Origin of the sequence: Rubellimicrobium roseum, assembly GCF_006152145.1 — a bacterium.
In the GTDB taxonomy this organism is placed as follows: domain Bacteria; phylum Pseudomonadota; class Alphaproteobacteria; order Rhodobacterales; family Rhodobacteraceae; genus Rubellimicrobium; species Rubellimicrobium roseum.
The window spans coordinates 116,462-128,762 of the sequence record NZ_VDFV01000005.1 but is presented as its reverse complement, the minus strand read 5'-3'; the positions used below and the strand labels follow the sequence as shown (position 1 = coordinate 128,762).

The 12,301-nt window shown below is 70.0% G+C and carries 11 protein-coding genes; 6 read left to right on the top strand and 5 right to left on the bottom strand.

The window, feature by feature from the left end:
- Positions 1-221: 221 nt before the first annotated feature.
- Positions 222-971: a YebC/PmpR family DNA-binding transcriptional regulator gene (locus tag FHG71_RS07070; RefSeq protein ID WP_139080927.1), complete on the top strand. Its 750-nt coding sequence runs from the start codon at positions 222-224 to the stop codon at positions 969-971.
- Positions 968-1,870: a DMT family transporter gene (locus tag FHG71_RS07065; RefSeq protein WP_281281956.1), complete on the top strand. Its 903-nt coding sequence runs from the start codon at positions 968-970 to the stop codon at positions 1,868-1,870. The genes FHG71_RS07070 and FHG71_RS07065 overlap by 4 nt, the downstream gene beginning before the upstream one ends.
- A gap of 6 nt (positions 1,871-1,876) precedes the next feature.
- Here FHG71_RS07065 and choV read toward each other — a convergent pair whose 3' ends face one another.
- The 3 genes from choV to choX are packed head-to-tail and all read right to left on the bottom strand — an operon-like array spanning position 1,877 to position 4,700.
- A complete protein-coding gene (choV, locus tag FHG71_RS07060; RefSeq protein WP_139080926.1) occupies positions 1,877-2,896 on the bottom strand; it encodes a choline ABC transporter ATP-binding protein in 1,020 nt (339 codons plus the stop codon).
- Positions 2,893-3,726, bottom strand: coding sequence for a choline ABC transporter permease subunit (choW, locus tag FHG71_RS07055; protein ID WP_139080925.1), 834 nt, complete (start codon positions 3,724-3,726; stop codon positions 2,893-2,895). Before choW ends, choV begins: the two co-directional genes overlap by 4 nt.
- A 53-nt stretch (positions 3,727-3,779) precedes the next feature.
- Positions 3,780-4,700 (bottom strand): choline ABC transporter substrate-binding protein, encoded by a 921-nt coding sequence (choX, locus tag FHG71_RS07050; protein ID WP_139080924.1) that lies wholly within the window; start codon positions 4,698-4,700, stop codon positions 3,780-3,782.
- Between the two features lie 106 nt (positions 4,701-4,806).
- Here choX and betI point away from each other — a divergent pair, with 106 nt between their 5' ends.
- The 4 genes from betI to betA are packed head-to-tail and all read left to right on the top strand — an operon-like array spanning position 4,807 to position 10,040.
- Entirely contained in the window at positions 4,807-5,382 is a 576-nt protein-coding gene (gene betI, locus FHG71_RS07045; RefSeq protein WP_139080923.1) for a choline-binding transcriptional repressor BetI, read from the top strand.
- Positions 5,379-6,884: a choline-sulfatase gene (betC, locus tag FHG71_RS07040; RefSeq protein ID WP_139080922.1), complete on the top strand. Its 1,506-nt coding sequence runs from the start codon at positions 5,379-5,381 to the stop codon at positions 6,882-6,884. The genes betI and betC overlap by 4 nt, the downstream gene beginning before the upstream one ends.
- Positions 6,881-8,338, top strand: a complete 1,458-nt coding sequence (gene betB / locus FHG71_RS07035; protein ID WP_139080921.1) for a betaine-aldehyde dehydrogenase — start codon at positions 6,881-6,883, stop codon at positions 8,336-8,338. Before betC ends, betB begins: the two co-directional genes overlap by 4 nt.
- A gap of 16 nt (positions 8,339-8,354) precedes the next feature.
- On the top strand, positions 8,355-10,040 hold the full coding sequence (betA, locus tag FHG71_RS07030) for a choline dehydrogenase (RefSeq protein ID WP_139080996.1): 1,686 nt from the start codon (positions 8,355-8,357) through the stop codon (positions 10,038-10,040).
- A gap of 1 nt (position 10,041) precedes the next feature.
- On the opposite strand, the gene aroQ is transcribed toward betA, so the two are convergent.
- A complete protein-coding gene (aroQ, locus tag FHG71_RS07025) occupies positions 10,042-10,476 on the bottom strand; it encodes a type II 3-dehydroquinate dehydratase (protein ID WP_139080920.1) in 435 nt (144 codons plus the stop codon).
- A 434-nt stretch (positions 10,477-10,910) separates the two neighbouring features.
- Positions 10,911-12,296 (bottom strand): dihydrolipoyl dehydrogenase, encoded by a 1,386-nt coding sequence (lpdA, locus tag FHG71_RS07020; RefSeq protein WP_139080919.1) that lies wholly within the window; start codon positions 12,294-12,296, stop codon positions 10,911-10,913.
- Between the last annotated feature and the right edge of the window lie 5 nt (positions 12,297-12,301).

Below are 12,301 nucleotides of genomic sequence, written 5' to 3'. Positions count from 1 at the left end.
CCTGGCCGGGCGGCCGTGCGGGGCGAGGGGGCTGGGGGTGCCTGCGGACATGGGATCTCCTGATGCTCGGGACCAGGATGCCCGCCGAAGGTTAACGAAACCTTGGGGCTCCGAACGGTCCTCCCCCGAGTCGCGCAACACCCCCCGGTCTTGCGGCGCGGGGGCGGTCCCGGTAGAGGAACGCGGTCAACAGCCTTCGGATTTCTCGGGAGACCACGCCCATGGCCGGCCATTCCAAATGGGCCAACATCCAGCACCGCAAGGGCAAGCAGGACGCGATCCGCTCCAAGCTCTTCTCCAAGCTTGCCAAGGAGATCACCGTCGCGGCGAAGATGGGGGACCCGGACCCCGACAAGAACCCGCGCCTGCGTCTGGCGGTCAAGGAGGCGCGCTCGAGTTCGATGCCGCGCGATGTGATCGACCGCGCGATCAAGAAGTCGCAGGGCGGCGACGCCGACACCTATGAGAACATCCGCTACGAGGGCTATGGCCCCGGCGGCGTGGCGGTCATCGTCGAGGCGCTGACCGACAACCGGAACCGCACCGCGTCGAACGTGCGCTCCACCTTCGGCAAGAACGGCGGCAACCTCGGGGAGACCAACTCGGTCGCCTTCCAGTTCGAGCGCAAGGGTGAGATCTTCTACAAGCTCGCGGCGGGCGACGCCGACACCGTCATGATGGCGGCGCTGGATGCGGGCGCGGAGGACGTGGAGTCCGACGACGAGGGCCACTGGATCACCACCGGCGAGGACGACCTCGGCACCGTCTCGGCCGCGCTGGAGGGCAGCTTGGGCGAGTCCGAGACCGCGAAGTTCGTCTGGCGACCGAAGCTGACCACGCCCGTCGAGGGCGAGACCTTCGAGAAGCTCATGCGGCTGATCGAGGTGCTGGAGGACGATGACGACGTGCAGTCGGTCACCACCAACATGGAGACCTCGGACGAGGCCATGGCCGCCTACGCGGCGTCGTGACCGCCGTCGCGCCGGGCGCCGCCGTCGCGGCCCGGCCCCTCGCCGGCATCCTCTGGATGGTGCTGGCGGGGCTCTTCTTCGTGGGCATGACGGCCACCGTGAAGCTTGTGGGCGCGGGCGTGCCCGCCGCGCAGTCCGCCTTCCTGCGCTTTGCCCTGGGGCTGCCCTTCGCGGTGCCGATGCTCTGGCCGCTGTGGCGGCGGGGGCTCTCGGCCGGGGAGGCGCGGCTCTTTGCGGCGCGCGGGGCCGTGCACACGCTGGGCGTGCTGTTGTGGTTCTTCGCCATGACGCGCATCCCGCTCGCGGAGGTCACGGCGATGAACTACCTCAACCCGATCTATGTCACGCTGGGGGCCTGCCTGTTCCTGGGCGAGCGCTGGGAGGCGCGGCGGCTGATCGCGGTGGCGGCGGCGCTGCTGGGCGCGCTGGTGATCCTGCGGCCGGGGCTGCGGGCGGTCGAGCCGGGGCATGTCGCCATGCTGGGGGCGTCGCTCTTCCTCGCTGCGGGCTATCTGGTGGCCAAGCGGCTGTCGGGGCAGGTGCCGGCCGCGGTGGTGGTGGGGATGCTGTCGGCCACGGTGACGCTGGGCCTTCTGCCCTTTGCCTGGGCGGTCTGGGTGCCGGTGGGTCCGGTCGAGATCGGCTGGTTCTTCGCCACGGCATGCTTCGCCACGGGGGGGCACTATGCGATGACGCGGGCCTTTGCCATCGCGCCGGCCGGGGCCACGCAGCCCGCGACCTTCCTTCAGCTCCTGTGGTCGGTCCTGCTGGGGGCCGCGGCCTTTGGCGAGCCGGTGGACGCCTGGGTGATCGCGGGTGGCGCGATCATCATGGCGGCGGTGAGCTTCATCTCGTGGCGCGAGGCGGTTGCGCGGCGGATGATGGCGGCGGAGGGGTAGGCCCCCTCACGCCCTCGGGTCGAGGAGCCGCGCCAGCACGCCGTCGGACGTGATGTGGCCGAGGGTCTGCCCGTTCTCGCGCACGGCGAGGGGGCCGCCGCGGAGCTGGGCCATCACGTTGCGGATGTCGGCGTCGGCGGCGATCTCGCCATGCGGCGCCTGTCCGTTGGGCGCCACCATCACGTCACGGGCGCGAAGGACCCCGAGCGGGTTCATGTGCGCCACGAACTCGGCGACGTAGGGCGTGGCCGGGGCGCGGAAGATCTCGCGCGGGGTGCCGCACTGCACGATGCGCCCGCCCTCCATGATGGCGATGCGGTTGCCGAGCTTGAAGGCTTCGTCGAGGTCGTGGCTGACGAAGATGATCGTGCGGTTGCGCTTGGCCTGCAACGCCAGGAGCTCGTCCTGAAGGCGGTTGCGGATCAGGGGGTCGAGCGCCGAGAAGGGCTCGTCCATCAGCAGCACCGGCGCGTCGGTGGCGAAGGCGCGGGCGAGCCCCACGCGCTGCTGCATCCCGCCCGAAAGCTGGCCCACCAGCGCGTCGGCGCGCTCAAGGAGGTTGACGAGCCTCAACTCCTCCTCGACGCGGGCGGCGCGCTCGGCCTTGGACTGGCCGCGCAGCTCCAGCCCCAGTCCGACGTTGTCGCGCACCGTGCGCCAGGGCAGGAGGCCGAACTGCTGGAAGACCATGGCCACGGTGCGCTGGCGGATGCGGCGCAGCGTGGCGGGGTCGGCCTTGGTGACCGAGACCATGTCGCCGTCGGTGCGGACCCTCACCTCGCCCCGCACCACCGGGTTGAGGCCGTTGACGGCCCGCAGGAGCGTGGACTTGCCCGAGCCCGAGAGGCCCATGAGGACGAGGATCTCGCCCTCGGCCACCTTCAGCGTGCAGTCGTGGACGCCCAGGATCTGGCCGGTGCGGTCCTGGATCTCGGAGCGGCTGAGGCCTTCGTCCATCAGGGGCAGCGCCCGGTCGGGACGGTCGCCGAAGACGATGTTCACGTGGTCGAAGTGGACGGCGGTCATTGCGGTCGGCTCACCCGAAGCATGCGGTCGAGGATGATGGCGACCACGACGATGATGAAGCCGGACTCGAAGCCCAGCGCGGTGTTGACGGAGTTGAGTGCCCGCACCACCGGCACGCCGAGCCCGTTGGCGCCCACCAGCGCCGCGATCACCACCATCGACAGCGACAGCATGATCGCCTGGTTCAGCCCGGTCATGATCTGCGGGAGCGCGTAGGGCAGCTCCACCTTCCAGAGCGTCTGGCGCGGGGTGGCGCCGAAGGCCTGCGCGGCCTCGAGGAGCGCGGGGGGGGTCGAGGAGATGCCCAGATGCGCGAGGCGGATGGGGGCGGGCAGGACGAAGATGACGGTGGCAATGAGCCCCGGCACCATGCCCAGGCCGAAGAAGACGATGGCCGGGATCAGGTAGACGAAGGTGGGCAGCGTCTGCATCAGGTCCAGCACCGGCGCCATGGCCTGGTGAAGCCGAGGCCGGTGCGCCGCCGCGATGCCGATGGGCACGCCGATCCCCATGCAGACCGCGCAGGCGGTGAGCACCAGCGTCAGGCTTTCGGTCGTCTCCTCCCAGTAGCCCTGGTTGAGGATGAAGAGGAAGCCCACCAGCACGAGGAGGCAGGTCTTCCACGACCGCTGGAGGAGCCAGGTCAGGGCCACGAAGACCGCGATGATGAACAGGGGGTGCGGCGTCTGCAGCACCCACAGGATAGCGTCGATGAGGCCGCTCATGACGTCGGCGATGCCGTCGAAGACGACCTGCCCGTTGTCCTGGAGCCAATCGAACAGGTCGGCGGCCAGCCGCCCGACGGGGATCTTCTGGGTGAGCCACTCCATGCGCGCGACCTGCGCGGCCGGCCCCCGGGATCAGGTCCGGGGGCCGCCCGGCCTCAGAGGCCCATGGCCGACTTGACGGCGGGCAGGCCCTCGCCGCCGTCCACCGTCGTCACGCCCGCAAGCCAGGCGTCGAAGGTCTCGGGATGCTCGGTCAGCCACTGCTTCACGGCCGTGTCGGGGTCCATGCCGTCGTCGAGGATGAGGCCCATCATCTCGTTCTCCATGGGCAGGGTGAACTTCATGTTCTGGAGAAGCGTGGCCACGTTCGGGCAGTCCTCGGCGAAGCCCTGGCGCGTCACGGTGTAGACGTTGCCCTCGCCGCCGAAGAAGTCCTGGCCGCCCTCGACGTACTGGATGTCGAAGTTGGAGTTCATCGGGTGCGGCGCCCAGGCGAGGAAGACCACGGGCTCCTCGTTGTCCACGGCGCGGCGGACCTGGGCGAGCATCCCCTGCTCGGAGGATTCGACGATCTCGAAGCCTTCGAGCGCACCGCCGGCTTCGGTCAGGCCGATGAGGTAGCTGTTGGCCTCGTTGCCGGGCTCGATGCCGTAGATCTCGCCGTTCAGCTGCTCGCGGAACTCGGCCAGGTCCTCGTAGGTCTGGAGGCCCTGCTCGTGGAGGTAGGTGGGCACCGCGAGGTTGTACTTGGTGCCTTCGAGGTTGATGCCGACCGTCTCGATGGAGCCGTCGTCCAGGTAGGGCTGGATGGCGCTCTGCTGCGAGGGCATCCAGTTGCCCAGGAACACGTCGAGATCGCCTGAGGACAGGGCCTGGAAGGTCACGGGGACCGAGAGGACCTGCACGTTCACGTCGTAGCCCAGTGCCTCGAGCACCTGCTTGGCGGCCGAAGTGGTGGCGGTGATGTCGGTCCAGCCCACGTCGGACAGGCTGACCGCGGTGCAGGCCTCCTGCGAAAGGGCCGGGGTCGCGGCCGCGAGCAGCGCGAGGGCGCTCAGCGTCGAGCGAAGGTTCATGTGGCAGTCTCCCTATGGACGGGCGGTTTGGTTCCGCCGTTTCTTGATTGACGAGTCAATCAATCACTCGATATTGCGGCGTGGCAAGACTTTTTCGAGGAAAGCCATGCCGCGACATTCAGCGGAGCCTATCCGACGGGCAGCGATCGTCAAGGCAACGATCCAGGAGGTCGCGCGGGCAGGGTCCCTGGAGGTGACGGTCGCACAGATCGCCGGCAAGGCGGGGGTGTCGTCCGCGCTCGCGCATCATTACTTCGGCTCCAAGGAGGCGATCTTCGTCGCCGCCATGCGCCATGTCCTGACCGTCTTCGGCGCCGAGGTGCGGGGGGCGCTGGCCACCGCCGATTCCCCGCGCGAGCGGGTCGAGGCCATCGTGCGGGCGAGCTTCTCGGCCGGGTCCTTCCGGCGCGAGGTCATCGCGGCCTGGCTCAACTTCTACGTCCTGGCCCAGACCATGCCCGAGGCGCGGCGGCTCCTGTCGCTCTACCGGCGGCGGCTGAAGTCGAACCTCGTGCATTCGCTGCGCCCCATGGTGGGCGATCGGGCGGATCAGGTGGCCGAGGGGCTGGGGGCTCTCATCGACGGGGTCTACCTGCGGCAGGCCCTGGCGGGCACCTCGCCCGACCGGCAGGCCGCGGCGCAGCTCGTTCTCAACTATCTGTCCCGCGAGGTGGCGGCATGAGCCGGCCCAACATCCTGATCCTGATGGTCGACCAGCTGACCGGCACCCTGTGGCGCGACGGCCCGGCCGAGTGGCTCCACGCGCCGAACCTGCGTCGGCTGGCCGAGCGGTCGGTGCGGTTCTCCAACGCCTATACGGGCTCCCCGCTCTGCGCGCCGGCGCGGGCGTCGTTCATGGCGGGGCAGTTGCCCCAGCGCACGCGGGTCTATGACAACGCCGCCGAGTTCACCTCGTCGGTGCCGACCTTCGCGCATCATCTGCGGCGGGCGGGCTACCAGACGGCGCTGTCGGGCAAGATGCACTTCGTGGGGCCGGACCAGCTCCATGGGCTGGAGCAGCGGCTGACGACCGACATCTACCCGGCCGACTTCGGCTGGACGCCGGACTACCGCAAGCCCGGCGAGCGGATCGACTGGTGGTACCACAACCTCGGTTCGGTCTCGGGCGCGGGCGTAGCCGAGATCACCAACCAGTATGAATACGACGACGAAGTGGCCCACCACGCCGTGCAGAAGCTCTATGACCTCGGTCGCGGGCACGATGCGCGGCCCTGGTGCCTGACGGTGAGCTTCACGCATCCGCACGACCCCTACGTGGCGCGGCGGAGGTACTGGGACCTCTACGAGGACTGCGCGCACCTCGACCCCGAGGTGACGCCCATCCCCTATGACGAGATGGACCCGCATTCCCGGCGGCTGATGGACGCCTGCGACTGGCGCAAGTCCGAGATCACGCCCGAGATGGTGCGCCGCGCGCGGCGGGGCTACTTCGCCAACATCACCTACGTGGACGAGAAGATCGGCGAGATCCTGACCGTGCTGGAGGCCACGCGGCAGGAGGCGGTCGTCGTCTTCCTGTCGGACCACGGCGACATGCTGGGCGAGCGCGGCCTGTGGTTCAAGATGAACTTCTTCGAGGGCTCGGCCGCCGTGCCGCTGATGATCGCGGCGCCCGGGCTGGAGCCGGGGCGGGTGGACACGCCCGTCTCCACCATCGACCTCTGCCCGACGCTCTGCGACTTCGCGGGGGTGTCGATGGAGGAGGTGATGCCCTGGACGGACGGGGTGTCGCTGGTGCCCGTGGCGCGGGGCCATGCGCGGGGGCCGGTGCCGATGGAGTATGCGGCGGAGGGGACCATCACCCCCATGGTCGCCCTGCGCGACGGCCGCTGGAAATACGTGCGCTGCCCGGCCGACCCGGAGATGCTGTTCGACCTGGAGGCCGACCCGCAGGAGTTGCGGAACCTTGCTGGCGCGCCGGAGCACGCCGGGGTGCTGGAACGGCTGCGGGCGCTGGCCGACGCGCGGTGGGACCTGTCGGCCTTCGACGCCGAGGTGCGCGAGAGTCAGGCGCGACGCTGGGTCGTCTACGAGGCGCTGCGCAACGGGGCCTATTTCCCCTGGGATTTCCAGCCGCTCCAGCGCGCCTCCGAGCGGTACATGCGCAACCACATGGACCTGAACGTGCTGGAGGAGAACCAGCGCTTCCCGAGAGGGGAATGAGGATGAACATCCAGCCGACCGCCAGCCATTTCGTGAATGGCCAGTACCGCGAGGACACCGCCGGGGAGGCGATCCCCGTCGTCTATCCGGCGACCGGCGAGGTGATCGCCACCGTTCACGCCGCCACTCCGGCCGTGATCGAGGAGGCGCTGGCCTCGGCGGCGCGGGCGCAGAAGGAATGGGCCGCGTTGCGGGGCGTGGAGCGGGGACGGGTGCTGCGCCGGGCCGCCGACCTGATCCGGGAGCGGAACCGCGACCTTTCGGTGATCGAGACCCATGACACCGGCAAGCCGCTGTCCGAGACGCTGGTCGCGGACGCCCTGAGCGGGGCCGATGCGCTGGAGTATTTCGGCGGGTTGGCCGCGACGCTGTCGGGCGAGCACATCCAGCTTGGGCAGGACTTCGTCTACACCCGGCGCGAGCCCCTGGGCGTCTGCGTCGGCATCGGGGCCTGGAACTACCCGACCCAGATCGCGGCCTGGAAGGGGGCCCCGGCGCTCGCCTGCGGGAACGCGATGGTGTTCAAGCCGTCCGAGACGACGCCGCTGGGGGCCTTGAAGCTCGCGGAGATCCTGATGGAGGCCGGGGCGCCTGCGGGACTCTACAACGTCGTGCAGGGGATGGGGGCCGTGGGCTCGGCCCTGATCGCGGACCCGCGCGTGGCCAAGGTGTCGATCACCGGGTCGGTGCCCACGGGGACCAAGGTCTATGAGGCGGCGGCCAAGGGCCTCAAACACGTCACGCTGGAGCTGGGGGGCAAGTCCCCCCTGATCGTGTTCGAGGACGCGGACCTGGACAGCGCCGTGTCGGGGGCGATCCTGGGGAACTTCTACTCCTCGGGGCAGGTCTGCTCGAACGGGACGCGGGTCTTCGTGCAGCGGGGAATCAAAGAGGCGTTCCTGGCGCGTCTGACCGAGCGGCTGAAGGGCGTCGTCATGGGCGATCCGCTGGACGAGGCCACCAACTTCGGCCCGATGGTGAGCGAGCGGCAGCGCGGGATCGTCGAGGGCTTCATCGAGAAGGGTATCGCCGAGGGCGCGCGGCTGGTCGCTGGCGGACGGCGGCCCGACCGGCCCGGGTTCTGGATCGAGCCTACGGTCTTCGCCGACGTGACCGACGGGATGACCATCGCGCGGGACGAGATCTTCGGGCCCGTCATGTCGGTGCTCGACTTCGACACGGAGGAGGAGGTGCTGGCGCGGGCCAACGCCACCGAATTCGGGCTGGCTGCCGGGGTGTTCACGCGGGACCTTTCGCGCGGGCACCGGGTGGCGGCGGGGTTCGAGGCGGGGACCTGCTTCATTAACGCCTATAACCTGACCCCGGTCGAGGCGCCCTTCGGGGGCATGAAGCGCTCGGGGATCGGCCGCGAGAACGGGCAGGCGGCCATCGAGCACTACAGCCAACTCAAGTCCGTCTATGTCGGGATGGGCCCGGCATGGGCCCCCTTCTGAGGAGGGCAGAGCCATGATGGAAGCCGATTACGTCGTCGTGGGCGCCGGGAGCGCCGGATGCGCCATCGCCTACCGGCTGTCCGAGGCCGGGCGCTCGGTGCTGGTGATCGAGGCGGGGGGGTCCGACTGGGGACCCTTCATCCGGATGCCCGCCGCGCTGAGCTATCCGATGAACATGGCCCGCTACGACTGGGGCTTCCGGACCGAGCCCGAGCCGCATCTGGGCGGGCGGCAGCTTGCCACGCCGCGCGGGCGGGTGATCGGCGGGTCGTCGTCGATCAACGGCATGGTCTACGTGCGCGGGCACGCCAGGGACTACGACCACTGGGCCGAGAGCGGGGCCACGGGCTGGGCCTATGCCGACGTGCTGCCCTACTTCCGGCGCATGGAGCACTGGCACGGGCGCAGCGGCGAGGCGTCCTGGCGCGGCCAGGACGGGCCGCTGCACGTGACGCGGGGTCCGGCCGCCAACCCGCTAGCGCAGGCCTTCCTGCGGGCGGGGGCGCAGGCGGGCTATCCGGTGACCGAGGACCCGAACGGCCGCCAGCAGGAGGGCTTCGGCCCCATGGAGGCCACCATCTGGCAGGGGCGGCGCTGGTCGGCGGCCTTCGCCTACCTGCGTCCCGCGCTGCGTCGGGTGAACTGCGACCTCGTGCCGGGGATCGCGCGGAAGGTCCTGATCGAGGAGGGCCGCGCGACGGGGGTCGAGATCGACAGCTTCAACGGCGTGCAGGTCGTCAAGGCGCGGCGCGAGGTGATCGTCACCTCGTCCTCGATCAATTCGCCCAAGCTGCTGATGCAGTCGGGCATCGGGCCGGGCGAGCACCTGCAGGAGATGGGCCTTTCGGTCACGGCCCACCGGCCCGGCGTGGGGCAGAACCTTCAGGACCATCTGGAGATGTACGTCCAGCAGGCCGCGACGCAGCCGGTGTCGCTCTATCGCTACTGGAATCTCTGGGGCAAGGCGCTGATCGGGGCGCACTGGCTGTTCACGGGGCAGGGGCTCGGGGCCTCGAACCAGTTCGAGATGGGGGCCTTCATCCGGTCGCGCGCGGGCGTGGACTACCCGGACGTCCAGTTCCATTTCCTGCCTATCGCCGTCCGCTACGACGGGCAGGCGGCCGCCGAGGGGCACGGGTTCCAGGCGCATGTGGGGCCGATGCGGTCGCCGTCGCGCGGGGCCGTCACGCTGCGGTCGCCCGATCCGGCGGCGGCGCCCAAGATCCTGTTCAACTACATGAGCACGGAGGAGGACTGGCGCGACTTCCGGGCCTGCATCCGGCTCACGCGCGAGATCTTCTCGCAGGAAGCCTTCGCACCGTTCCGAGGGCACGAGATCAGCCCGGGACCGGACGTGGTGACGGACGAGCAGCTCGACGAGGCGATCCGCGAGCATGTCGAGAGCGCCTACCATCCCTGCGGGACCTGCCGGATGGGCGCGGCCGACGATCCGATGGCGGTCGTGGACCCGGCATGCCGGGTGATCGGGGTCGAGGGGCTGCGGGTGGCGGACTCCTCGATCTTCCCGCGCGTGACGAACGGCAACCTGAACGCGCCGTCGATCATGACGGGCGAGAAGGCCGCCGACCATATCCTGGGCCGTCAGGCGCTGCCGCGCGACGAGCGGGAGCCGTGGTCCGACCCGGACTGGCGGGTGGCCCAAAGGCCGCTGCGGGGCGGCCTCGCGCAGGCGGCCGAGTAGGTCAGGCGATCAGCGCGGCGAGGCGGCGCAGGGCGAGCTGGTAGCCCTGCACGCCGCAGCCGACGATCACGCCATCGGCGCGAAGGCTCACGTAGGAGTGGTGCCGGAAGCTTTCGCGCTTGTGGACGTTGGAGATGTGGACCTCGATCACGGGGCCGTCGAAGGCGTGGAGGGCGTCGAGGATCGCCACCGAAGTATGCGTGAAGGCGCCGGGGTTGATGATGATGCCCTGCGCGGTCCGGCGTGCCTCGTGGATCCAGTCGATGATCTGGCCTTCGTGGTTGGACTGGCGCAGGTCGGTGTCGAGGCCCAGTTCCGCCCCCAGCGCGGCGCAGTCGCGGGCCACGTCGTCCAGCGTCTCGCGCCCGTAGATCTCGGGCTGGCGCTGGCCGAGGAGGTTGAGGTTCGGGCCGTTCAGGATCAGGACCAGGGGCATGGGATATTCCGTGATGGGTCCGGGTCCTTGTGCCTCGGGTCGCGGCCGGCGGGAAGGGGTCGGAGCGTTTCCCTTGTCCTCGGGACGGCCTCCGACGCTGCGCCAGGGGGCCGGACCCGGGGCGCAGGGGGCGCGTCCTCGACGCGCGGCGGCTGGCATGGCACCAGCGAACCCCGTCCCGGTTCCCAAAGAGCACGGCACCCGAGGGGACGGTTCCATCGGCTCTGGCGAGCCGGCCTCCGGGGGCGCGGGGCGGAGCCTGTGTTCCGGCCCCCGTCGCAAGGAGAAAGGTCGCAGGCGAAGGTTAACGAAGTCTGACACCACCGAACGGTCCATCCCCGATCCGCGCAACACCCACGAACGCGCAGGGCGGGCCGAAGCCCGCCCTGCGTGATGGGGTCCCTGGGACCGCGCCGCCCTGAGGATCGGACGGGTCAGGCGTGGATCGCGCCGTCGCCGCAGGCGAGCGCGGCCTCGCGCACGGCCTCGGAGAACGTCGGGTGCGCGTGGCAGGTGCGGGCGAGGTCCTCGGCCGCGGCGCCGAACTCCATGGCGACGGCGACCTCGTGGATCAGGTCGCCGGCCATGGGGCCGATCAGGTGGGCGCCCAGGATGCGGTCGGTCGCCTTGTCGGCCAGGATCTTCACGAAGCCTTCGCCCTGGAAGACCGCCTTGGCGCGGCCGTTGCCCAGGAAGGGGAACTTGCCGACCTTGTACGCGCGGCCCTCGGCCTTGAGCTGCTCCTCGGTGAGGCCGACCGAGGCCACCTCGGGCGTGGTGTAGATGACCGAGGGGATCACGCCGTAGTTCACGTGGCCGTGCTGGCCGGCCAGGATTTCGGCCACGGCGACGCCCTCGTCCTCGGCCTTGTGGGCGAGCATGGGGCCTTCGCGCACGTCGCCGATGGCGTAGACGCCGGGGATGCTGGTCGCGAAGCGCGCGTCGGTCGCGATCTGGCCGCGCGGCGTCATCTGCACGCCCAGCGCGTCGAGCCCGAGCCCGTCGACATAGGGCTTGCGGCCCGTGGCGACGAGGACGACGTCGGCCTCCAGCCGCTCCTCGGTTTCGGTCTTGCGGGACCTGTGGACCACCACCGCGCCGGCGTTGGTGCGCTCCACGCCCTGCACGGCGGTGCCCAGGACGAAGGTGATCCCCTGCTTGGCGAGGATGCGCTGGAACTGCTTGGACACCTCGCCGTCCATGCCGGGGGTGATCTGGTCGAGGTACTCGACGACCGTGACCTTGCTCCCGAGGCGCGCGTAGACCGAGCCCATCTCCAGCCCGATGACGCCCGCGCCGATGACCACGAGCCGCTCGGGGATCGCCTTGAGCGAGAGCGCGCCGGTGGAGGTGACGACCACCTCCTCGTCGATGGTGACGCCCGGCAGCGTGGAGGCCTGCGAGCCGGAGGCCACGACGATGGCCTTGGCCTCGTGCGTGTCGCCGTTGACGGCGACCCGGCCCGCGGCAGGGATGGAGGCATAGCCCTTGAGCCAGTCGATCTTGTTCTTCTTGAACAGGAACTCGATCCCGCCGGTGTTCTGGCCGATCACTTCGTCCTTGTAGGCGACCATGCGGGCCCAATCGACCTTGGTCTCGGCGATCAGGCCCATCTTGGCGAAGTTGTGGTTGGCCTCGTGCAGCTCGTGCGTGGCGTGCAGCAGCGCCTTGGACGGGATGCAGCCCACGTTCAGGCAGGTGCCGCCCAGGGTGGCACGCCCCTCGGCCACGGCCACCTTCATCCCGAGTTGCGCCGCGCGGATGGCGCAGACGTAGCCGCCGGGGCCCGCGCCGATCACGATGAGGTCGTAGGTGGCCATGAACA